At 43.0% G+C, this 21,943-nt stretch carries 23 protein-coding genes; 9 read left to right on the top strand and 14 right to left on the bottom strand.

Annotated features, from left to right (window positions below; translation table 11 throughout):
• Positions 1-2: 2 nt before the first annotated feature.
• Positions 3-1,007: a substrate-binding periplasmic protein gene (locus tag QR722_RS01790; RefSeq protein ID WP_286285050.1), complete on the top strand. Its 1,005-nt coding sequence runs from the start codon at positions 3-5 to the stop codon at positions 1,005-1,007.
• Positions 1,004-1,564 (top strand): CBU_0592 family membrane protein, encoded by a 561-nt coding sequence (locus QR722_RS19415; protein ID WP_502872452.1) that lies wholly within the window; start codon positions 1,004-1,006, stop codon positions 1,562-1,564. Before QR722_RS01790 ends, QR722_RS19415 begins: the two co-directional genes overlap by 4 nt.
• 2 nt (positions 1,565-1,566) lie before the next feature.
• On the opposite strand, the gene QR722_RS01785 is transcribed toward QR722_RS19415, so the two are convergent.
• From QR722_RS01785 to QR722_RS01740, 10 genes are all read right to left on the bottom strand, one after another.
• On the bottom strand, positions 1,567-2,109 hold the full coding sequence (locus tag QR722_RS01785; protein ID WP_286285049.1) for a GNAT family N-acetyltransferase: 543 nt from the start codon (positions 2,107-2,109) through the stop codon (positions 1,567-1,569).
• 54 nt (positions 2,110-2,163) lie between these two features.
• Positions 2,164-3,048 (bottom strand): protease modulator HflC, encoded by an 885-nt coding sequence (gene hflC / locus QR722_RS01780; protein ID WP_286285048.1) that lies wholly within the window; start codon positions 3,046-3,048, stop codon positions 2,164-2,166.
• 3 nt (positions 3,049-3,051) lie between these two features.
• Positions 3,052-4,206, bottom strand: coding sequence for an FtsH protease activity modulator HflK (gene hflK, locus QR722_RS01775; protein ID WP_286287512.1), 1,155 nt, complete (start codon positions 4,204-4,206; stop codon positions 3,052-3,054).
• A gap of 76 nt (positions 4,207-4,282) precedes the next feature.
• Positions 4,283-5,572 carry a ribosome rescue GTPase HflX gene (gene hflX / locus QR722_RS01770; protein ID WP_286285047.1) on the bottom strand — a complete coding sequence of 430 codons (1,290 nt, stop codon included), beginning with the start codon at positions 5,570-5,572 and terminating at the stop codon, positions 4,283-4,285.
• A 19-nt stretch (positions 5,573-5,591) separates the two neighbouring features.
• Positions 5,592-5,840: an RNA chaperone Hfq gene (hfq, locus tag QR722_RS01765; RefSeq protein ID WP_286285046.1), complete on the bottom strand. Its 249-nt coding sequence runs from the start codon at positions 5,838-5,840 to the stop codon at positions 5,592-5,594.
• 86 nt (positions 5,841-5,926) lie between these two features.
• Entirely contained in the window at positions 5,927-6,865 is a 939-nt protein-coding gene (gene miaA, locus QR722_RS01760; protein WP_286285045.1) for a tRNA (adenosine(37)-N6)-dimethylallyltransferase MiaA, read from the bottom strand.
• Entirely contained in the window at positions 6,858-8,717 is a 1,860-nt protein-coding gene (gene mutL / locus QR722_RS01755; protein WP_286285044.1) for a DNA mismatch repair endonuclease MutL, read from the bottom strand. Before mutL ends, miaA begins: the two co-directional genes overlap by 8 nt.
• 42 nt (positions 8,718-8,759) lie before the next feature.
• Positions 8,760-10,094 carry an N-acetylmuramoyl-L-alanine amidase gene (locus tag QR722_RS01750; protein WP_502872460.1) on the bottom strand — a complete coding sequence of 445 codons (1,335 nt, stop codon included), beginning with the start codon at positions 10,092-10,094 and terminating at the stop codon, positions 8,760-8,762.
• An 8-nt stretch (positions 10,095-10,102) separates the two neighbouring features.
• Positions 10,103-10,558 (bottom strand): tRNA (adenosine(37)-N6)-threonylcarbamoyltransferase complex ATPase subunit type 1 TsaE, encoded by a 456-nt coding sequence (gene tsaE / locus QR722_RS01745; protein ID WP_286285043.1) that lies wholly within the window; start codon positions 10,556-10,558, stop codon positions 10,103-10,105.
• A 2-nt stretch (positions 10,559-10,560) separates the two neighbouring features.
• Positions 10,561-12,072 (bottom strand): NAD(P)H-hydrate dehydratase, encoded by a 1,512-nt coding sequence (locus QR722_RS01740; RefSeq protein WP_286285042.1) that lies wholly within the window; start codon positions 12,070-12,072, stop codon positions 10,561-10,563.
• Here QR722_RS01740 and queG point away from each other — a divergent pair.
• Positions 12,066-13,214, top strand: a complete 1,149-nt coding sequence (queG, locus tag QR722_RS01735) for a tRNA epoxyqueuosine(34) reductase QueG (RefSeq protein WP_286285041.1) — start codon at positions 12,066-12,068, stop codon at positions 13,212-13,214. The two genes, QR722_RS01740 and queG, sit on opposite strands and share 7 nt — an antisense overlap.
• A 27-nt stretch (positions 13,215-13,241) precedes the next feature.
• Here queG and QR722_RS01730 read toward each other — a convergent pair whose 3' ends face one another.
• From QR722_RS01730 to nudC, 3 genes are all read right to left on the bottom strand, one after another.
• On the bottom strand, positions 13,242-13,886 hold the full coding sequence (locus tag QR722_RS01730) for a hypothetical protein (RefSeq protein ID WP_286285040.1): 645 nt from the start codon (positions 13,884-13,886) through the stop codon (positions 13,242-13,244).
• Complete coding sequence (gene hemE / locus QR722_RS01725; RefSeq protein WP_286285039.1) at positions 13,887-14,957, bottom strand: uroporphyrinogen decarboxylase; 1,071 nt, start codon at positions 14,955-14,957, stop codon at positions 13,887-13,889. It abuts the gene before it with no gap.
• Between the two features lie 302 nt (positions 14,958-15,259).
• Positions 15,260-16,078, bottom strand: a complete 819-nt coding sequence (gene nudC / locus QR722_RS01720; RefSeq protein WP_286285038.1) for an NAD(+) diphosphatase — start codon at positions 16,076-16,078, stop codon at positions 15,260-15,262.
• Positions 16,079-16,374: 296 nt separating this feature from the next.
• Between nudC and rsd the strand changes: the two genes are divergently transcribed.
• The 5 genes from rsd (at position 16,375) to QR722_RS01695 (ending at position 19,528) form a co-directional block, all read left to right on the top strand.
• The gene (gene rsd, locus QR722_RS01715; protein WP_286285037.1) at positions 16,375-16,845 is read left to right on the top strand and encodes a sigma D regulator; all 471 of its coding nucleotides are present in this window, start codon (positions 16,375-16,377) and stop codon (positions 16,843-16,845) included.
• Between the two features lie 8 nt (positions 16,846-16,853).
• The gene (locus QR722_RS01710) at positions 16,854-17,285 is read left to right on the top strand and encodes a transcriptional repressor (protein ID WP_286285036.1); all 432 of its coding nucleotides are present in this window, start codon (positions 16,854-16,856) and stop codon (positions 17,283-17,285) included.
• 81 nt (positions 17,286-17,366) lie between these two features.
• Positions 17,367-17,831, top strand: coding sequence for a chemotaxis protein CheX (locus tag QR722_RS01705; protein WP_286285035.1), 465 nt, complete (start codon positions 17,367-17,369; stop codon positions 17,829-17,831).
• Between the two features lie 7 nt (positions 17,832-17,838).
• Entirely contained in the window at positions 17,839-18,261 is a 423-nt protein-coding gene (locus tag QR722_RS01700) for a secondary thiamine-phosphate synthase enzyme YjbQ (protein ID WP_286285034.1), read from the top strand.
• 79 nt (positions 18,262-18,340) lie between these two features.
• Positions 18,341-19,528 carry an OmpA family protein gene (locus QR722_RS01695; RefSeq protein ID WP_286285033.1) on the top strand — a complete coding sequence of 396 codons (1,188 nt, stop codon included), beginning with the start codon at positions 18,341-18,343 and terminating at the stop codon, positions 19,526-19,528.
• Positions 19,529-19,885: 357 nt separating this feature from the next.
• On the opposite strand, the gene dnaB is transcribed toward QR722_RS01695, so the two are convergent.
• The gene (dnaB, locus tag QR722_RS01690; RefSeq protein WP_286285032.1) at positions 19,886-21,274 is read right to left on the bottom strand and encodes a replicative DNA helicase; all 1,389 of its coding nucleotides are present in this window, start codon (positions 21,272-21,274) and stop codon (positions 19,886-19,888) included.
• Between the two features lie 330 nt (positions 21,275-21,604).
• On the opposite strand from dnaB, the gene QR722_RS01685 reads away from it, so the two are divergent.
• On the top strand, positions 21,605-21,814 hold the full coding sequence (locus tag QR722_RS01685) for a lipopolysaccharide assembly protein LapA domain-containing protein (protein ID WP_286285031.1): 210 nt from the start codon (positions 21,605-21,607) through the stop codon (positions 21,812-21,814).
• Positions 21,815-21,943: the final 129 nt, after the last annotated feature.

Here is a 21,943-nt window from a genome sequence, read left to right as displayed (position 1 = left end):
CCATGCAACGGACCTTATATTTATTTTTGTGTCTTGCTCTTGCCATAACCGCAGGCTCATCAACGGCTCAACAGCCAATTCAGACGTCACTAAAAGTTACCGTATTGGTGGATGAATTTGCCCCCTATATAAATCAAGAGCATAGCGCCTTGGGCAGCGCAGCAAAAACCCTAAGAACGTTATCTGAATATGCTGGAATCGAGCTGGAGTGGCATTATATACCCTATGCGGATGCCACAAAGATTCTAGTTCAACGCAGTGAATATATCTCTTTCCCATATTTTTATACCGAGCAACGTAGCAATCAGTTTTTGTATTCAAAACCAGTCGCCCAAATTAACAACCGCGTTTTCTATAATCGACGTTATCTATCCTCGCTCAATAGCGATGAGGTATCCGAATTGCGAGCTGGTATTGTCGAAGGTAATAGTTATGGTGAAACCATTGATGGGTTGATGGACCAGCCACAACTATTTAACAGCGAAGTGAGTGCTCTTACCGCCTTAATGTTAAATGAAATTGACGTGTTACCTATGGCTGAAGGTGTCATGAACGTCACTTTGGCCCGTTATTTCCCCGATCAAAGTGAACTAATTAAGTCGGTAGATTCAATCAACGGTAATGAAAAACTGCATATTATTGCTCCTCGAAGTGAGTTTGGTGAGCACATAATCGCTCTCTTTGATCGAGCTATAGAGGCTAAATTTCAGGGTCAAGCGCCTATTGACAGAAGCACTGCAAAGCCGCCACCAGTGGACGTTGCAGAGCTAATACCCGCAGAGGGATTCCCTGCTATTCTTGGCTTGGACACCAAGACAAATTCCACTTACACTTTGCCCATAGGAACACGTGTTATTGTGATTGATTGGAGCGAAGCTATTCGTCAACCAACCGTGGATACGAGAGTCAACCGCAACATGATGTTTACTAGTAAGGTAGTGGTTCTCAATGGCCCCCATGTGGGAAAAGAGTTGATGATCCGAAATATGCACATTAAATTAAGATGAGTGTGATAAGCCTAATTGGTTGGTTTGGAACTTTAGTTTATCTGCTAAACCATGCCTACATCACCCTGAACCAGCGGTGGCGAAAAACAGTCTACTTTACCGCAAATTTCGTAGCTGCAAGTGCTCTTGTTTATCAATCTGTCTGTTTGAGTTCGTGGCAAGCTGTCATTATCAATGGATTTTGGGCGATTGTAAGTGCTTGCTTACTTTTAGATTGTTCGCTGCAAAGAATCCCAGTTAAAACTCAGCACTTTTATACCTCATGGGTTATTTTGATTGGCTTATTAGGGTTTTCGGCATTTCAGACCAGCGAACTTCTATTCAGTGCATTCGCTTGGTCGTCTGCCTGGTTTTTCTGTTTTAGCTATTTTTTATTTTCTGCCAAGCGCATCAGTGAGCGCTTTTATTTTCTGTGTAATATATACGCCGCCATCGCGCTTTTGCCACAGATGTGGATGACAGAAAATTGGCCAGTGTTCACTTTGGAATTCATATGGGCGGGAATTTCGTTGATGGGTGCTATTCGTAGCACCGCCACAGTCCACCTAATCGATTAATGTCAGTCGAGTCTAACCATTTGTAATGAGACTACTTTATCAGAGTTCCGTGAACTAATTTGTCCTCCAGGTTGAAAACCAAAAGACTGATGAAAGCGCTCTGACGCTCTGTTCTCTGGCACTAAATTATACTCACAACAAATAGCTGCGATATGCTGCTGACGGGCAAACTGAAATAGTTCCTCGTACAGCTTGTGCCCCAACCCACTGCTTTGTTCCTGCGAACGAATGACTATCCGATCTACGTATATAAAGTCGTTATACCGACGATTAAACCATTGATAGTTTTCACTGTCGTACTGACAAGCCCCAGGCATAGCCAACAAAAAGCCTAAAAGCTTTGACTCGTCCCTAGCCAAAGGTTTTCTCTCGACTACTTTGTGATAGCAGGCCCATTGGTCCAACTGACTGATCCTTGCTATGTCCATTGGACTGGTGAAATGCACAAATTCATCATTCAGTTGTTTGATTTGCGCATAATCAGCTTTATTTACATTGCGTATTATCATTGATTCAATACTCTGCCATTGGGTCACTAAGTTCATCAAGTAGTAGCCATAAAAAAAGCGCCCCAAGGGCGCTTTTTTATAAGAGTCCGACTACTTTCGTTTGCCGTCGCTGTCTTTCATATATTTGAAGAAATCACTATCAGGCTCAACAATTAACACATCTTGTTTGCTGTCAAAGGCGGCTTTATAAGCATCCATACTACGAAGAAAGGAGTAAAACTCTGGGCTCTTCGAATAGGTCTCTGCATAAATTTGGGCGGCCTGTGCGTCACCTTCACCTTTCAGTTTACGAAGGTTACGTTCGGCATCAGCAAGCATAACGGTAACTTTAGCGTCTATCTCTGCCTTGATGACTTCAGCCTGTTCACGACCTTCCGAACGGTGTTCACGAGCAACAGCTTCACGCTCGGCACGCATACGTTGGAAAATGGAACTGCTGACTTCATCTGGCAAGTTGATTTGCTTAACACGCACGTCAACAATTTCGATCCCGAGTTCGTCTGAACTGCTTGAAGCCTGTTTCATTGCTTCGTCCATTAACTCAGAGCGCTCACCTGAGACTATCTGTGAAATAGTACGGGTACCAAATTCAGAGCGCAGACCGTTATTAACTTTTTGCTTCAATAACGCTTCAGCTTGCAACTTGTTTCCACCTGTTGAAAGGTAGTAAGTAGCAAAGTCTTTGATACGCCATTTCACATAAGAATCAACGATTAAGTCTTTTTTCTCGGATGTAACAAAACGCCCAGCAGGATCATCCAATGTCTGAATACGCGCGTCTAAAGGCACGACACGATCAATCAGAGGTATTTTGAAGTGTAAACCAGGGGAAAACACTCTAGTGTCACCTTGGCTGTCACGCTCTACTTTACCGAATTGGATAACAATGGCTTTATTCCCCTCTGATACAACAAACAAAGAACCGAAGCCTACGAGTAGAAGAACAACGATGAGTATTAATCCTAAATTTTTCATCTATTAATTTCTCCCCGATCTGGTGCTATTACCACGCAAGGTGGTGCTAGGTGTCGAATTAGAGCTTTGCGGCGTGGTCATTTTGTTTTCCTGCAGCCCTTCTAAGGTACTGCGTGAATTTGACCGTGACGTTGCGGCACCTTGATTTTCGAGTATTTTATCTAGCGGCAAATACATCATGTTGCCAGAGCCTTTGTTGTCCACCATGATTTTGCTGGTATTTTGATATACCTGCTCCATGGTTTCCAAATAGATGCGCTGACGGGTAACAACGGGTGCAGCAACATACTGTGGCAACAACTCTTGGAACCTTGCAACTTCACCCTGTGCTTCCAAAGTAACACGTTGCTTATAGGCTTGTGCTTCTTCAGCCATACGATTCACTTGACCACGAGCACGAGGTTCAATTTCACGGGCGTAAGCCTCAGCTTCACGAATGAAGCGTTGTTCATCTTCTTGTGCCGCAATGGCGTCATCAAAGGCTTCACGAACCGCATTTGGTGGCCGCGCATCTTTGAAGTTGATATCGACTATAGAGATACCCATGTCGTAGGGACCAATAATCGCTTCGAGTTCTTGCCACACTTGTTGACGAATGACTTCACGACCGCTGGTTAATGTATCATTCATATTAGAATGACCGACCACATAACGAATGGCACTATTCAACGCCTGATTCAGACTTTGAGTAGGATCAGTCACCGCGAAAGTATATTTGTATGGCTCAACAATACGGTACTGCACTTCCATCTCAACCCCAACTACGTTCTCGTCTTGGGTCAGCATGCTACCTTCTGAGGACATAGATTTGATCGACTGAACGTTGACCGGCTCAACAGTATCGACAAACGTCGGTTTCCATTTTAGGCCTGGCTCGACGAATTGATGAAATTCACCAAATCTTAATACCACACCACGCTCAGCTTCACGGATTGTGTAAAAACCGCTAATTACCCAAACGACTACTAAAATGGTTACTATCAGTGTGATACCAACACCACCCAAGCTTTTTCCGCCTGAGCCGCCATCACCACCTTTCTTACTGAATTTACCAAACAAATTTTTGAATATATCATCCAAATCAGGTGGCCCTTGATCACGCCCACCCTTGTTTTTCCAAGGGTCGTTGTTCTTACCACCAGGCTCATTCCAAGCCATCATCACTCTCCGTTAAGGTTAAGTCTAAAACTTTGCCAAACTGCTGGTTAAAACATAAATTGGCTTAAAAATTGTGTCAGTGTGTTACCACTAGACTCGATAAATCCGTATCCGAACGCTTTTCTAAACGGTGCCAATCGGCGACAGGCATGCGCACTTCCACCAACCAATCCCCATCTTCTGTATACGACTCTGAAGCAATACAGTTCAAACGAAATAGCTCTCCACGAAGTTTACCCTCTTTCGGGGGAATTCGTAATGTGTATTCCACAATGCTTTTCGATAAACAATCAGTGAGGGCATTAAATAATAAATCAATCCCTTGGCCCTGTTGAGCAGAAATCCACACACGAGTGGGTGTTCCTTCATCATCCCTATCTATCTTTGGCTCAACGCCTTCTAATCGATCGATTTTGTTACAAACCATTAATTGCGGTATTTCGTCTGCACCGATTTCAGCCAATACCGCATTAACTTGGTCGATATTGTCCATATACTGTTCATCGGCATGATCCACCACATGTAACAATAAATCAGCTTCTTGTGTTTCTTGCAAGGTCGCTTTGAATGCTGCGACTAAGTCATGGGGTAAGTGTCGGATAAACCCAACGGTGTCAGCTAGAATAGTGGGTCCCACATCTTGTACCTGAATCTTCCGTAAGGTGGGATCCAGTGTCGCAAATAATTGATCAGCTGCGTAAACACCGGCATCCGTTATAGTATTAAATAAGGTAGATTTACCAGCGTTGGTATAACCCACCAGAGAAACCGTTGGCATTTCAGCACGTTTACGGGCACGACGTCCCTGCTCACGTTGCTTCTGCACCTTTTCAAGACGTCGTAGAATACTTTTAATACGTACCCGCAGCAATCTTCGATCGGTTTCTAACTGGGTTTCCCCTGGTCCCCGCAAACCGATTCCACCTTTTTGTCGCTCCAAGTGGGTCCAGCCACGGATTAAACGGGTTGAAATATGTTTAAGCTGAGCTAACTCTACTTGCAACTTACCCTCGTGAGTTCTCGCTCGTTGAGCGAATATATCAAGGATTAAGCCAGTCCGATCCAGTACCCGGCATTTGCAAAGCGCCTCTAAGTTACGCTCTTGTGAGGGGGAAAGAGGATGATTAAATATCACCACATCAGCTTCGTTAGCTCTTACGGCATTGGCAATTTCTTCGGCTTTACCACTACCAACGAAATATTTGGGATGAGGGGCCTGACGAGATCCAGTAATAACATCTACAGCATTCACGCCAGCCGATGAGACAAGCATCTGTAGTTCATCAAGATCTTCTTTACTAGATTCGTCGGAAAATTCTATATGTACTAAAACAGCCTGCTCGCCTGCTTCATAACGGTCAAACAAGCTTTTCTCCTATTGAGATTTATTCACCGTTTTCACCATCTGGTTGCGTACCCGTTGAAATATTGATAGCGCGTGAAGGCACGACTGTTGATATCGCGTGCTTATAAACCATTTGGCTGACGGTATTTTTTAACAGAATTACAAACTGATCAAATGATTCCACTTGACCTTGAAGTTTGATCCCGTTGACAAGATAAATTGAAACCGGAATACGTTCTTTTCGAAGTGCGTTTAAAAATGGGTCTTGTAAAGATTGCCCCTTAGCCATCACTTTTCCTTATCCTTTTCTTTTTATTATGGTTTTCACCCGGTAGACAAATTATACAGTAAAACTCGGGGCTGTATAGTTGTGCTTTAGGTATCCGTATTACTAAGCTTGATTATGGTAGTCAAATTGTGTTTTTCAACTCCATCTAGCAAATTTAAATTTTTCCAGCTTCTTAACCAGGTCAATTGTCGCTTCGCTAATTGGCGTGTTGCCGCTACACCTTTGAAAATCATATCATCAAACTTGTCATTTCCCTGCAAATAATGCCACATTTGTCGGTAACCGACACAACGCATTGATGGCATATCTAAATGTAAATCTCCTCGAGCCATTAAGGATTCTACTTCCTGCTCAAAGCCGTTAGCAATCATCAGCTGAAATCTTGACTCAATTCGCTGATGTAGTATAGCCCGATCAGGCGGCACAATGGCAAATTTATTTACCTTGTATGGAATCTGATCAGATATCTGCTGTGTTAACTCAGTAAGAGTTTTACCAGTAATTTCATAAACTTCCAATGCTCTTAACAGCCGCTGCGGATCATTTTGATGAATTCTCTTGGCCGAGACCGGATCAATCTGCATTAACCGCTGGTGCATAAATGCCCAGCCCTGCAACTCCACCTGTTCCAGCAATCCTTGTCGAATCATCTCATCAGCGGCGGGTAATGGCGATAAACCATCAACCAAACTCTTAAAGTACATCATGGTTCCGCCCACTAACAGCGGAATTTTTCCCTTAGCGCTAATTTCTTTCATTGCCGCTAATGCATCTTGTCTAAAATTAGCCACCGAATACGACTCGGCAGGGTCGAGTATATCGATCAGTCGATGAGGAGCAGCCGCTAATTCGGCAGCAGTTGGCTTAGCCGTACCTATATCCATACCGCGATAAATCAAAGCGGAATCTACACTGATAATTTCACAGGGCAACTGTTGACATAACTCTATCGCCAGTTGTGTTTTGCCAGACGCGGTGGGCCCCATCAAAAATATAGCAGGCGGCAAATTAGGCGATTTATTCATCTAAATTATTAATCCATTCTTGCAGTGCAATGATCTTACCATTTTGACTGACGATATGTTGCCAATCATCCATGCTGAATAGCCAATGAATTAGTGATTTGCAATCCCCCTCTTGACTGAAAATAGCGCTCAGTTGTATTTGTGCGATACTACCTATAAATTGCGTCACAATATCTAACTCTGTATCTTGCTGACTTATCGGCTCATTAAATAGATTAGTTATCACTCCTGACCAATTAAGCTGACGCAATCCTGCCGGCACCTGTTTAAGCAAGATCCGTTGATTGATATAACTAAATTCGAAGCCCATTTCAGCTAGTTTGTCTAAACGTGCCTCGATTCGTTGCCATTGTACATAGCTGACATCCATTGAAACAGGCATCAGTAAAGGCTGTTTAACCTGCGCTTTGCTGGCAAAAAATTCTTTTAACCGACAACAGTTCAGCGCAACAGCTTCACAACATAGGTACTTGCCCTGCAAATTAAAGATGACATGTTTATCTCCTAAAGCCAGCCATTGGTGCTGCGCAACATTGCTATCAATTGGCACACTAGATTGCATTAACCTTTGGTAGTTTTGAGCGGCATTGTCTTGTCGAGCAGATAAAGTCATAGGCCGATTGAATTGCCCGGCTGCTGATTTTGATGACCCCCCTAAACTGCTAGGGCGAATACCGGTGGATGCTCCAACCGTTGTTGGATTCAAATGGGATTGATGATCGAGGGGCCGAATATAATCATGGGCAGGCTCTGCTGTAGCTAATTCCACAGGTACCATTAGTGCAGCGGAATCGGCTGGGTTAAGGCCTTTGTCATCCTCTGTGTCCTGGTCTGAAGCATTAACAGAGGTTTGAAAAGATTGATTTAAAGTTTCTGACAAACAACGAAAAATGAAATCGTGCACAAGCCGAGATTGATGGAAGCGTACTTCATGCTTAGCAGGATGCACGTTTACATCTACTTGGTGAGGATCGATATCAAGATATAACACAAATGCAGCATGACTATTTGGGTCAATTAACCCTTCATAGGCTTGCCTTATTGCATGATTGATCAACTTATCGCGCATGACGCGCCCGTTAACATAAAAATATTGTAGGTCGTTTTGAGGTCTATCAAACCCGGGTGTAGATAACCAACCGGTTAACTTCATACCTTCATATTGGCTGTTGGTTTGTACTGAGTTTTCAGCGAAAACATTGCCGCACACTGCAGATATACGTTTTATCGGCGCACTGTGATTGCCTATAGCAGGGAACTTACGCACCACTTTACCGTTGTGTTTCAATGTTATTCCAACATCAAATCGACTCAATGCTATTCGCTTGATAATTTCTTCGATGTGATTGAATTCAGTTTTCTCAGCACGTAAAAACTTGCGCCTGGCCGGCGTATTAAAAAACAAATCCACCACCTCAATGCTGGTGCCATCTGGATGCGCAGCAGGATTTATTGTTACTTGCATGTCGCGACCTTCTGCACAAGCCTGCCATGCCTCTTGCTGATTGGCGGGCTTGGAGGTAAGGGTAAGCCTGGACACCGAGCTGATACTGGCTAATGCCTCACCGCGAAAGCCAAGACTCTGAATATTTTCTAAGTCATCCAACTGACTAATTTTGCTGGTTGCGTGGCGACTCAAAGCTAATTGCAATTCGGTCTTTTCAATTCCGCTACCATTGTCACGGATACAAATTCGCTTGTGCCCCCCCTTATCTATTTCAACATCTATATGCTTGGCACCCGCATCAATGCTGTTCTCTACCAATTCTTTAACCACTGACGCAGGTCGCTCTACCACTTCACCTGCAGCAATCTGATTGGCCAATTGTGTAGAAAGAATTTGAATTGCCAAACGAAAACCTTTGTTGATGAAGTTAAATGATAAGGATGAAAGTTAAATGCTAGGAATAGTTAAAAGCTGTCCAATACGGACCGTATCTCCACGTAGATTGTTCGCCTCCTTTATAGCGCTCACTCTTACATTATATCGTTGGGCCAATAATGATAGAGATTCGCCACGGCTTACCCGATGAGTGCGCTTTTCCGCTTTAGCATTACTCGCCCATAAGGTGCCATCAGGTGGCATGGTGTGGAAATATTGTTTAATCGCCGAAAAAATTGAATCCGCTAGTTTTTGACGATGCTTTGACCAATTTAAATTTTTCTCTTCAGTGGGATTAGAAATAAAGCCGATTTCGACTAAAATTGACGGAATGTCTGGCGATGTTAACACTGCGAGGCTTGCAGCTTGCGGCTTTTTCTTATGTAATTTAGTCACTTGGCGAAGTTGCTTGATCACTTTTTCGCTAATGTTGTAACTGGTTGTCAAAGAATGGTCCATCGACATATCTAACAATGCTTGGGTTAAATAGAGTTCACTGGCGGTATCTTGGATCACTTCTGCGGCGCCACCCAATAATTCAGAATGACGTTCGGTACGCTCCATCCAGCGACCCAATTCAGAGTTGGCTCTACCCATGGAAAGCACCCAAACTGAAGCGCCACTGGGTTGTGGTGTTGTGAATGCATCCGCGTGAATAGAGATCAATAGGTCAGCCTTACTGCGCCGGGCAATTTCAGGACGTTTATTTGGCGATATATAATAGTCGCCGGTCCGGGTCATGACAGCCCTTAAACCGGACTCACGCTCCACCAAAGCAGCCAACTGCTTACTGACACTCAAGGTTATATTCTTTTCATAACTACCTGAACGACCAATTGAGCCAGGGTCTTCCCCACCGTGCCCGGCGTCGATTGCGATGATGATATCTCTATCGCGGGTAGAGTTGTCACTGGATAGCATCACCGTTTGCGATTGACTATCCGGTTCGCTTAAATCAATTACCAAGCGGTTTTTATAGGGAGCAGTGGGAGGTAATGCAAAAATTTCAGTGCTGGCTTTTTTGCTAAGCTCTAGCACGACCCGGATGGATTTTTTGTCTTTAGGGGTGCTATAGCGAATTTTCTTAATCAAATCACTATTGTTGACTAAATTTGATAAGGCGAGATCACCCACTGTATTGGAAAGGTCTATGACTAACCGTTCTGGATTAGATAGGCTAAAATAAGAGTATTCGGGTTGCTCGGTTAAATCTAACACCACACGGGTATTGGATGGCGAGGGCCAAATCCGTAATCCTTCAATACTATTTGCGCCCACAGCGATGCAACTGGCAAACATCAAGTAGATGCCAATCGCTATGTGATTTAAACCCGTGCGCAGTGTCATTTTCATTATTATTTTAGCTTGCTGACAATCATTCGACCGTAATCGTTATTTGCGAGTATATTAATCTGCCGTCCTTCGGACTCAAATCCTATACTAATCTCTAAATCAGCCGATGCCAATAGGTCAGCACCTTTATCGGGCCACTCGATCAAACACAAACAATCGTCTTCAAAATAATCCCGTATGCCCATAAACTCCAGTTCTTCTGGGTCAGACAAACGATAAAGATCAAAATGAAACACGCGCCACCCTGCGACTTCGTAGGGCTCGACAAGAGTATAGGTGGGACTTTTTACAATACCTTCAAAGCCTAAACCGTGCAAAAACCCTCTACTAAAGGTTGTTTTTCCCGCGCCTAAATCACCTGATAAATAGATGACAGTGCGTTGCATGCAAAGCTTAGCCACGACTCCGGCCAAGGCATAAGTCGCCTGCTCATCTTGTAAAAACTGTGTATATTTCATCTTCAATTAACCAGCGGCCTCAGCTGCGCAATGACATCACTGGCTATCATACCACGCTGCCCGCATTTGTTGGCAGCCAAATCAGCTGCCGCAGAATGCAAACAGGTTCCATACAGGCTTGCCAATGACGAAGTCATGCCTTGAGCCATCAAACTCCCTAAAACCCCTGACAAAACATCACCCATGCCACCAGTAGCCATACCAGGATTACCGTTGCCACAAACAAATAAGCCTTGGTTATTTTGAATAAGCGTTCCCGCCCCTTTCAAAACAGAATGCGCTTGGTAACGACTATGCAGTGCCTGAACCGTGCCATACCTGTCATTATCTACATCCCCAACTGCCATATTTAACATGCGCGCGGCCTCTGCTGCATGAGGGGTAACGATAAGGTTAGTCAGGTGGAACTTGTGTAAGTGCTTACTCAGCAAATTGAGCCCATCCGCATCTATAATTATCGGCTTATCTTCGTGAATCAAATAACTCAGTAGTTGACTAAAAATTTGTTGACTCCAAGAGTCTTGTCCCAGCCCGGGTCCAAACACGATACAATCAGCCCAATGCAGCGCTTGATGTAAGTTTTCACTGGTGAGCATTATCTCAGGTCGCCCCTGACTCACTTGAATTTGGCTAGCATCATGACAGAACACCTTAACTAAACCGGCCCCACAGCGCAGTGCAGCCTCGGCACTTAGACGCATGGCTCCAGCCATACCTTTGTTACCGCCAATGCACAGTAAACGCCCGTGATTGCCCTTATGACTATCTGCTTTGCGTTGTTTTAACGACGAAAAATTGTCAAAGTTAACTTTACTGGCAAAGGGTTGTTGTAAGGCCGGAAACGCACTGCCTATGGCAAGGGGGGCAACGGTCAATTGACCACAGCTACTTTTGCCTTGCCCAGTTATCAAGCCTGGCTTAATTGCGACAAATGTTTGAGTAAAATCAGCATCAACACTCGACCCAAGCGATACTCCAGTATCGGCATGCACACCAGATGGAATATCTACTGCCAATACCTTGGCGGGAGACGCATTAATACGCGCAATGATGCTGTCAAACGGCGCCCGCACCTCACCGGTTAACCCCGTTCCCAGTAATGCATCTACAATTAAATCAACAGTAGTGAAATCAACATCGTCGATGCCTTCTACCGAAAAGCCCTGCTGTTCATAAAGTTGTCTGGCACTATGAGCATCACCACTTAATATTTTCGCTGGGTCACTACTGCATAGCGTCACTGAATAGCCTTTAATGCGCAGTTGAGTGGCAGCAATATAACCGTCACCACCATTATTACCCGTTCCAACTACAACTAGGATTTTGTGCTCAAGAGTATACTTAGCACTGATCCAATCGAACAAGCTCTGACCTGCCTGTTGCATAATTTCAAACATACTGAATCCCAGATTTTCAGCCGCTTGAGGTTCTAACAGCCTGACTTGTTCAGCGCGATATACATTTTGTGATAGGCTCTCACCTGATAACTCGGTATCTAAGGACCTGAATGACACAATTTTCTCCTCAATTTCTCGATGATCTTATAAAAAGTATCAAGGAGTGGGCAAAAGCGCTAGGCTTTCAGCAAATAGGTATCAGTGATACTGATCTTAGCCAACAACAACAATATCTGCAGAAATGGCTAGATAATGGCTATCACGGCAACATGTCTTTTTTTGAACGCAATCAAGAAAAGCGACTAGATCCTAAGCTACTGGTGCCCGGTACAGTCCGCATTATCAGCGTGCGGCTGGATTATCTTCCCCCCGACGCAGGCTTTGCTAAGAGCCTAAAGAACAAACAGCAAGGTTACATCAGCCGTTATGCATTGGGTCGAGACTATCACAAATTATTACGTAAAAGACTGAAACAACTGGGCGAAAAAATTGAACTGCAAGCAACTACCGCCGAGTTTCGTCCTTTTGTCGACTCCGCCCCAGTCTTGGAACACGCTATAGCGCAAAAAGCCGGTATTGGTTGGACTGGTAAGCATAGTCTGACATTAAACAAAACGGCGGGCTCTTGGTTTTTTCTAGGAGAATTGTTTGTCAATATTCCCTTACCTGTTGATCAACCCGCATCTGATGGCTGTGGTGGATGCAATGCCTGTATTACAATCTGTCCAACTCAGGCGATTGTCGAGCCCTATGTAGTGGATGCTCGGCGGTGTATCTCATACCTCACCATAGAACATAACGGGGCAATTCCTGAAAAGCTGCGCCCCTTGATAGGCAATAGAATTTACGGTTGTGATGACTGCCAGTTAATTTGCCCGTGGAACAGGTATGCTCAACTTACCAGCGAAGATGATTTCCATCCTCGACAACAGCTATCCAATCAAGACTTAGTGACCTTGTTTAATTGGGACGAGCAGCGCTTCTTAACGAATACCGAAGGCTCTCCGATCAGACGAATAGGCCATCAAAAGTGGCAACGTAATATTGCTGTAGCGATGGGAAATGCAGATTTTGATCCAACCATTCTCAGTACGTTAAACCAAGCTTTGGAGCATGCTTGCGAGCTAGTAAAAGAGCATATCAGGTGGGCTATCGAGCAACAAACTAAGCGGCAATCACAACATATTGAAGGGCCAACCTTTAGAGTAACCCAACGATTGATTCGTAGTGTTGAAAAAGGCTTAAAGCGCGATGCTTAGCTGCCAGCATATGCAACTGACAAGGGACTATTTTTCGAGGAACATGGTAAAGTAGGTTACACCGTCTTTACTACTTGAAGAACTTGAGGTGCCATTATATTTCCACCAATCGCTGTGTTTCATTCCTTCCACCACTTTGTCCCAGTCTTTATGATGTCCCTCAAACTGGCCGATTAATTGACAGTGTGCTTCATTGCAATCAATTTTATACACGGAGATGAGATTTGCGTGCTCGTGTAAATTCAAGTAATCAGTTACTGCAAACTGGGCATCATAATCCCGCGTATCTTCGCTAAATTGTTGTTGAAATGTATCTTGCGCCAACTGGTTTTGTTGACGTTGAATGCCAGCTTCACTAAAGCTATGGCCTAATGCCCTAAGCTGAGAGCCCCGCTTCATTTCCTCAACTGCGCTCGTTGATAGACTGCTATCTACCTTGTGCACGTTATCATCTGCAATCGGATCTTGAGCTACACTAGTGACATTTTCACGGTTCAAATTTAATTCATTAAGCGCTGCCATAGTAGAAGATTGTGAGGCGGGCGATAGTGCATTGGGGTCTTGAGTATTTTCTATCAACAACTGAGTTTTTGACTGGGACGTTTGTCCCAGCCAAAAACCACTGCTAAATGCCACGGCGAAGGTGGCTAATACCAGTATCAGTATTTTCATTTATTCGGTTTCAACATGATATGGCTGACTATATTTATGCACAGCTTCAACAAATATTCCGGCATTTTCTGGCGGAACATCAAGATGGATGCCATGGCCAAGATTAAATACATGTCCATTGCCTTCCCCAAAGCCGGCTAGGATGTCTTTTACTTCTTGTTCAATACGTTCTTTACTACCGTAAAGAATCGACGGATCCATATTGCCCTGCAATGCCACTTTATCTCCAACTCGGCGTTTAGCATCAGCAATATCAATAGTCCAATCTAGGCCCACTCCATCACAACCGGTAGCGGCAATCGACTCTAGCCACATACCACCATTTTTAGTAAATAGCGTAACTGGGACTATCTGTCCGTCGTATTCTCGTGTCAATCCATCGACAATTTTGTGCATGTATTGTAACGAAAATAACTTATAGTCTCTTGGCGTTAATACGCCTCCCCAGGTATCAAAAATCATAACTGACTGCGCGCCAGCGGCGATCTGAGCATTGAGATACAAAATAACTGAGTCGGCCAACTTATCGAGTAATAAATGTAAAGCTTGGGGATCACTAAAAGCCATCTTTTTAATTTTAGTAAATGCTTTACTAGAGCCCCCTTCAATCATGTAAGTTGCGAGGGTCCATGGGCTACCTGAAAAACCGATTAGCGGCACTTCTCCCTTGAGATTCTTTCTGATGGTACGGACCGCGTTCATTACATAGCCGAGCTCATCTTCTGGGTCTAGCACGGGTAAGGCTTTTACATCACTGATTGAGGTAATAGGTTTACTAAATTTCGGCCCTTCGCCGGTTTCAAAATACAAACCTAAGCCCATGGCGTCTGGTATGGTTAAAATATCAGAAAATAAAATAGCCGCATCTAACTTAAACCGACGCAAAGGTTGCAAAGTTACTTCACAGGCCAACTCTGCATTTTTGCATAACGACATAAAATCACCAGCTTCTGCTCGGGTCGCTTTGTATTCAGGTAAATAGCGCCCGGCTTGGCGCATCATCCAGACCGGAGTTACGTCTACAGGTTGGCGAAGGAGAGCACGAAGATAACGATCATTTTTTAACTGCATTAAATGCCTCTAAATTTGAAGTACACCAAAGATAAATACCAAACCCTTAAAAAGATCACAAATGCGTTATTCAGCATGACTTTTTAGATTTTGTAGGTTGGCTATTGTAGTAAAAAATGGAAGCAAAAGAATACGTTTATTGCCCTAAAGGTAGATAAATAACAATATTTGCGATTTTTTCTTGCCTCTAGTTACACTATTTTGCTATAACGTGTCTGCTTTACAAAATTATATCAATTAAGAAGCCTGTTCAACGGGCCCTCCACGCTAACAAATTCATGCCCTGCTTTTGCAGGGCGTTTTTATTTATGGCCTTTAATTTCCTGGATGGTGTGATCTATAAGCTTGCCTGCAATAGACATGCTAGGCGGCACTATTGGCAAGGCATTCACATCATACCAATGGGCCTCGAGTATTTCATGACCGTCCACTTCGATATCCCCTTCATCATGTTCTGCTAAAAAGCCCATCATTAATGAATGAGGGAAAGGCCAAGGTTGACTAGAGAAGTATTGTAAATTCTTAATTTTTATACCGACTTCTTCAAAAACCTCTCGATGAACCGCCTGTTCGAGGCTTTCTCCGCTTTCTACAAACCCAGCCAAGGTGGAAAACATTTTACGCTCTCGTTGCGCTTTGCCTTGAGCTAGTAATATTTTATCGCCTTTGCGAATAGAGACAATAATGCAAGGAGACACTCGAGGATAACAGCGATGGTGGCAAGAATGGCAATGCATCGCCATTTCCCAATCAACCTGTTGCATGGCACTACCGCATTTACCACAATAACGATGAGTTCGCCTAAATAATATCAACTGCCAGGCGCGGGCAACCGTGGAAAAAACCGACTCATTCTGACTCATAAATAGTGAGCGTAAGCTAACGGTTTCGTACTCATCCTCAGGCAAGGCTTCGAGGCCGAGATCGACAGAATAACACGGTGCATCATCAAGCTCTCCAATGTGCACAACCTGGTCACTATAGTGGTGAATGAAACGTAAATATCGCCAGGATGATTTAAGCAACGCTTGCTGTTGCTTTTTTGCTACAATGCGATCACCACTGAATATTATCCAGTAAGCGGTTTGTTCTGCGTCAGCGCGTTCAATATCTATTATCATAATATCTCAAACTGTTACTTTTTAGAGACCCTAAAAAAGGTCATCACATCATCATTTGCGACAAAAAGCCGACAAACTGCACTTGCCAAAAAAAATACTCTGACATAAGGTTGAAAATACTTTAAATTAGTAATTCTAAATGAATTTTTAGTATTTTAGGGTGTTTTCACTACTTAAGTGTGTAAAAGATAGCAATTTCAGACAAGAGTAGCCTAATTCTAGTGTTTTGTTACCGCTAAGCCGATGATATACTATGGGGATTGCTCTAGCATGACTGTGTCCTAATAAGGAAAAAAATGTTAAGCCAATTTGAACAATCGAAGAAGAAATGGGTCGGGAGCCACAACGCAATAGATGTTTGGTTGCATGAAAGGCAAGATTTATTAGTGAAATACTGCGAATTAGCCGGGATTCCTCCCTATCAAAGAAAAGTTGATGGGCTACCTGATTTAGATTCTATCCGATTGTTCTGCGAAATTTTGATGGATTATATTTCGGCAGGCCACTTTGAAGTCTATGACAAGATCATTGCTGAAACCTCAGACACAACATCGAGTAAATCACTAGCTGATAGAATCTATCCGCAAATTGCTCTGTTGACTGAGGAAGCGTTAGCGTTTAATGACGAATTTGCCGAGGCTAATACCGACAGGTCACTGGAAACCTTTGACATAAATTTGTCAAAGTTGGGACAGAATCTGATGGAGAGGTTCGAATTAGAAGATGAACTAATCCATTCACTACACAGTGAAGCGTTGTTGGGATAACAATTGAAATGAAACACGACTCTCAGCTTTCCAAAGCACGAGAATATTGCGAAGCCAAAGGTGCACGTTTTACGCACCTTAGAGAAAAAGTATACGAACTGCTTCTAAGTAAACAAGGTGCTGTAGGTGCGTACGAGCTGCTTGATGAATTGAAGTTAACCGAAGCAGGCGCTAAGCCTGCTACTGTATATCGTACGTTAGACTTTTTATTAGAATTTGGTCTGATACATCGATTGGAATCGACCAATGCATTTGTAGCTTGTCATCATTTTGACTGTAATCATCCAGTCCAATTTTTGATATGCGATCTTTGCGGACAGGTCAAAGAAATCCAGTCAGAAGGATTAAAGGATAAATTGGACAGTCAGGCTGACAGTGTAGGATTCAAAGTTACCAAGCAAACCATCGAGGCTCATGGTACCTGTGCACACTGCCAATAAAAGAGCTAACATAATAATAGCGTTATTTTTTTCACATTTGGTTGCATAATTAGTGCAGTCTGAAAAGGAACTATAGTCGGAATGAATGTACAATTCATAAATCCATTTATAATAGCTTTAGTCAATGTTTTAAAAACTATGGCTCAAACTGAGCTGAAACCAGGTAAGCCACAGAAGAAGTCGGACCCCAAAGCGTTTGGTGATGTGTCTGGACTTATCGGTATGGTGGGGACAGATTTAAAAGGTTCTCTTTCGATCACATTTGATGAATCCCTAGCATTAGAAATTATGCATAGAATGTTGGGTGAAAAACCAGATAAAATTAATGAAGAAGTAGCTGACATGGTCGGCGAGATAGCTAACATGGTTTGCGGTGGTGCTAAAATGACACTCAGTGAACAAGGCTACGATTTTGGTATGGCGACTCCTGTTGTAGTAACAGGTAAAAACCATACTATAAATCATCAAGTAGACGGGCCGAGAATGATATTGCCCTTTATTAGCGATGCTGGTAAGGCTTATCTAGAAATATGTTTCGATAAGTAGTGTCGCAATGTGGCAACAGAAACAATTACGGCTCACTGCAAGACCTCGTGGATTTCATTTAGTAACCAACGAAATTACTAAACAGTTACCCGAGATAAGAGAGGTTTCTGTTGGAATACTGCATTTATTTATCCAACATACCAGTGCAAGTTTAACAATTAATGAAAATGCCGATCCAACAGTGCGTCAGGACATGGAATCATATGTTAATATACTTGCACCGGAAAATGCGGAATACTATTTGCATACTCTTGAAGGTAGTGACGATCTGCCGGCTCACCTTAAAGCGAGCTTGATAGGTAACAATTTAACGATACCGATTAGCTCCGGACGCTTGGCACTTGGTACCTGGCAAGGTATTTATTTAGGTGAGCATAGAAACAGCGCAGGGTCGCGAACAATAATCGCGACAGTAAACGGAAATGAATAAAAAGAAGTAGAGATTAACCGCCAGCCGGTAAAACTTACTCAATTTAATTGTAATAACTATAAACGCTTAGGATGGAAACATGAAAAAATCACTTATCGCTGTCAGCTTGCTAGCTGCACTTTCAACCAATGCTTTCGCAGCGGAAGAGCCTGAATATAAAAAATGGATCGCTGGATTTGTAGAAATCTACAAGCCAGATGAAGAAAAGTCGTTTAACTTTACATCTTATGACCCAGGATATGGCTACGGCGTAGAATACGGTTTCAGAGGCGATGGCCAATGGGGTGGACGTATTGAGTATGCAAAAATCAATTTGGAAAGCGACACAGCTTTAGCTGATGACACTGCTAACCGCATTGGTGCTGATGCGATGTATTTCCTAGAAGATGATTTACTGTATATCTTCGGTGGTATCAAGCATATCAACATGGAACAAGGCGGCAACATGGCAAGCCTTGGTCTTGGTAAGCACTTCGAACTTGCTGAAAACTTTAAACTAATTACTGAAGCAGCTGCTTACCACGATTTTGGTGAGTCTTGGCATGACGTTAGTCTAAAAGTAGGCTTGGCATATGCTTTTGGTGCTAAGAGTGGTCCTAAGCCAGTTGGCGATTCTGACCAAGACGGCGTAAACGATACTCTTGATCAGTGCCCTAACACACCAATTGGTGCTCGTGTTGACAGCAAAGGTTGTAGCATAGATTCAGATGGTGATGGCGTATTAAACGACATCGACCAATGCCCTAACACGCCTGCTGGCACCCCTGTTGGCGTGAAAGGCTGTAGTTTAGAGCTTGATATGGACCAAGACGGTGTGCTTGATAATGTTGATAAGTGTGCTAATACACCTATGACAGATAAAGTAGACAGCGATGGTTGTAGTGTTTTTGAAGAAGTTGAAGTACGCGAAACACTTAAAGTGTTATTTGGTAACAACAGCGACAAAATCGAAAACCCTGATGACGCTAAATTCCAAGAATTTGCTGATTTCATGAACCGTTTCCCTAACACTTCAACGGTAATTGAAGGCCATGCATCTGCTCCAGGTAAAGCTGACTACAACATGTCTCTTTCACTAAGCCGTGCAAAAGCTGTTAGACAATTGCTAATCAGCAAATACGGTATCAATGCTGCTAGAATCACTGCTGAAGGTTTCGGTGAAACTCAGTTGTTAGATACAAGCAACACAGTTGCAGCGAACAAAATCAATCGTCGTATTGAAGCTGTCGTTACTGCTACTAAAAAAGAAAAAGTTAAACGTAACTAAGAGCTTAGATAAGTTACAAAAAAAGCGGCTGAAAAGCCGCTTTTTTATTGCCTGAAATTCATCGTGAAACAGAAATTACCTGGAAAATTACCTGGACACCCATCAGAAATTACGTGGACACCCATCATAGAAATCAGAAATTACGTGGGCACTCCCCATACAAATTCATCTAACTAACAATATTAAGAGTGCAAAGGTAAAGAGGTTGGTAGTAACGTTAACGGGATTAGGTGCCCTTAGGGTTCAACTACTTAATTATGGCTTTGTATAGTGTATAGGAAGGAAAGTATCGACTTAGAACTCAATCACTGCTCATGGGATATTTACGAAGAGTGTCCGGTGTTTAATCGGCTGAGCTTACTCATCTGAGTAAGCAGGACCTGCATAGTTATCAAAACGCGAAAACTGACCTTGGAAGGTTAATCTTACTGTACCAATTGGTCCATTCCGTTGTTTACCCAGAATGATTTCTGAAACGCCTTTTAGCTCAGTATTTTCGTTATACACTTCGTCACGATATATAAACATGATCAAATCGGCATCTTGCTCTATTGAACCTGATTCTCGCAAATCAGAGTTGATCGGGCGTTTATCTGCCCTTTGCTCCAAACTACGATTGAGCTGAGACAGCGCTACGACGGGAACTTCTAGCTCTTTAGCCAAGGCTTTTAACGAACGTGAAATTTCTGCAATCTCTAAAGTACGGTTATCACTTAATGAAGGCACTCGCATAAGCTGCAAATAATCGATCATTATCAGACTAATACCGCCGCGATCCCGAGCCAATTTTCGCGCCCGGGTGCGAACATCCATTGGAGTCAGACCTGAAGAATCATCTACAAAAAGATTGTCTTTGTCTTTGAGCATAGCCATAGTATTTGACATGCGAGCCCAATCTTCATCATCCAGTTGCGCCGTACGGATCTTAGTTTGGTCTACTCGGCTTAGCGAAGCCAGCATCCTCATCATAATCTGCTCTGCAGGCATCTCTAAGGAGAATACCAAAACAGGTTTAGTTTCCAATAGCATCGCATTTTCACACAGGTTCATCGCAAAGGTGGTTTTTCCCATCGATGGACGAGCTGCAACAATGATGAGATCTGAAGATTGCAAGCCACTGGTTTTTTTGTCCAAATCAGTATATCCGGTGGATACACCGGTGACTTCTTTGTTATTTTTAATCAGTGCTTCGAGTCGATCAATGGTCTTCCCTAACACCGACTCAACATCTTTCGGGCCTTCATTAGCACCGGTACGTTTTTCGGCGATATCAAATATTTGAGTTTCCGCCAAATCAAGTATTTGGCTACTATCGCGACCTTCTGGATTATACCCAATATCGGCAATATTATGAGCCACGCCGATTAGTTCACGGGTGATAGCTCGCTCTTTGATTATTTCTGCATAAGCCACAACATTGGCAGCACTTGGGGTATTTTGCGCTAACTCACCTAAGTAAGTAAAACCACCCGCTTCTTCTAATTCATCATGCTTTTCAAGTTCTTCAGACACGGTGATGATATCAACGGGTTGATTGCCTGATAAAAGTCTGAGAATAGATCGGAAAATAGTTCTGTGAGAACGATTGTAGAAATCCTCCTCAACCACAACTTCAGCGACTTTATCCCAGGAATCCGGGGCAATTAGCATACTTCCCAATACCGACTGCTCGGCTTCCATCGAGTGCGGTGGGATTTTAAGTTTTTCAACTTTGTCGTCTGAGTTTTTGTTGGCAACCACTTTCATGAAATGCGTCTTTATCGCTATCGACTATCGGTCGACTATTATGCGTGATTTTTAGCAATCTATAAAGAGAAGACGTGCTTTGACAGAAACAAAAAACTCCCAAGTTAGTGCTGCCAATGAATACGCATTCACGACCCATGTATTCGCACAGTTGATTGCAACACTTGTAGCAGTTTTGATAAAGATATTAGACTTACATATTATTCTCAGATTATTTCTTGGGATAATAAAAATAGCGTGCGTTAAGAGCTTTGAAATGATTTACTGCGGTTTGATTTCCCAATAGATTCAAGTTATGTGGCATCTATTTTATAAAGTGAGAATACGAAAATGCATAAATTTACCAAAATCAGTATTTATACTTTGCTCTCGTTAAGCGTTATTTTTATTTTACAAAACTTGCATAATGTACCTGTTTCATTCTTATTTTGGACTGCAGATTTGCCTGTCGCTACCTTGATAGGTGTAATGTTGGTAGTCGGTTTTATTATCGGTTTTCTGATAAGCAGAGGCCGAAGAATGTTGTTTAAAGAGCATTAAAATTATTAAAGAATAAAATCTAACTGCAGTTTCGGTTTGTATTCTACCGATCCCCTCACAATAAATGTCGGTGTGAGGGGAAAGGTAGCAGTTCAGTCAACATATTTTCATCGCCACAGTCAGGCCATT

The organism is Aliiglaciecola sp. LCG003 (assembly GCF_030316135.1).
Lineage (GTDB): Bacteria > Pseudomonadota > Gammaproteobacteria > Enterobacterales > Alteromonadaceae > Aliiglaciecola.
This window is presented reverse-complemented; position numbering and strand designations above follow the sequence as displayed.

What these genes read in the sequence shown, in the direction of transcription:
- QR722_RS01790 (WP_286285050.1), top strand. Translation starts at nt 3, where the DNA reads ATGCAACGGACCTTATATTTATTTTTGTGTCTTGCTCTTGCCATAACC.
- QR722_RS19415 (WP_502872452.1), top strand. Translation starts at nt 1,004, where the DNA reads ATGAGTGTGATAAGCCTAATTGGTTGGTTTGGAACTTTAGTTTATCTG.
- QR722_RS01785 (WP_286285049.1), bottom strand. Translation starts at nt 2,109, where the DNA reads ATGAACTTAGTGACCCAATGGCAGAGTATTGAATCAATGATAATACGC.
- hflC (WP_286285048.1), bottom strand. Translation starts at nt 3,048, where the DNA reads ATGAAAAATTTAGGATTAATACTCATCGTTGTTCTTCTACTCGTAGGC.
- hflK (WP_286287512.1), bottom strand. Translation starts at nt 4,206, where the DNA reads ATGGCTTGGAATGAGCCTGGTGGTAAGAACAACGACCCTTGGAAAAAC.
- hfq (WP_286285046.1), bottom strand. Translation starts at nt 5,840, where the DNA reads ATGGCTAAGGGGCAATCTTTACAAGACCCATTTTTAAACGCACTTCGA.
- miaA (WP_286285045.1), bottom strand. Translation starts at nt 6,865, where the DNA reads ATGAATAAATCGCCTAATTTGCCGCCTGCTATATTTTTGATGGGGCCC.
- QR722_RS01750 (WP_502872460.1), bottom strand. Translation starts at nt 10,094, where the DNA reads ATGACACTGCGCACGGGTTTAAATCACATAGCGATTGGCATCTACTTG.
- tsaE (WP_286285043.1), bottom strand. Translation starts at nt 10,558, where the DNA reads ATGAAATATACACAGTTTTTACAAGATGAGCAGGCGACTTATGCCTTG.
- queG (WP_286285041.1), top strand. Translation starts at nt 12,066, where the DNA reads ATGACACAATTTTCTCCTCAATTTCTCGATGATCTTATAAAAAGTATC.
- QR722_RS01730 (WP_286285040.1), bottom strand. Translation starts at nt 13,886, where the DNA reads ATGAAAATACTGATACTGGTATTAGCCACCTTCGCCGTGGCATTTAGC.
- hemE (WP_286285039.1), bottom strand. Translation starts at nt 14,957, where the DNA reads ATGCAGTTAAAAAATGATCGTTATCTTCGTGCTCTCCTTCGCCAACCT.
- nudC (WP_286285038.1), bottom strand. Translation starts at nt 16,078, where the DNA reads ATGATAATAGATATTGAACGCGCTGACGCAGAACAAACCGCTTACTGG.
- rsd (WP_286285037.1), top strand. Translation starts at nt 16,375, where the DNA reads ATGTTAAGCCAATTTGAACAATCGAAGAAGAAATGGGTCGGGAGCCAC.
- QR722_RS01710 (WP_286285036.1), top strand. Translation starts at nt 16,854, where the DNA reads ATGAAACACGACTCTCAGCTTTCCAAAGCACGAGAATATTGCGAAGCC.
- QR722_RS01705 (WP_286285035.1), top strand. Translation starts at nt 17,367, where the DNA reads ATGAATGTACAATTCATAAATCCATTTATAATAGCTTTAGTCAATGTT.
- QR722_RS01700 (WP_286285034.1), top strand. Translation starts at nt 17,839, where the DNA reads ATGTGGCAACAGAAACAATTACGGCTCACTGCAAGACCTCGTGGATTT.
- QR722_RS01695 (WP_286285033.1), top strand. Translation starts at nt 18,341, where the DNA reads ATGAAAAAATCACTTATCGCTGTCAGCTTGCTAGCTGCACTTTCAACC.
- dnaB (WP_286285032.1), bottom strand. Translation starts at nt 21,274, where the DNA reads ATGAAAGTGGTTGCCAACAAAAACTCAGACGACAAAGTTGAAAAACTT.
- QR722_RS01685 (WP_286285031.1), top strand. Translation starts at nt 21,605, where the DNA reads ATGCATAAATTTACCAAAATCAGTATTTATACTTTGCTCTCGTTAAGC.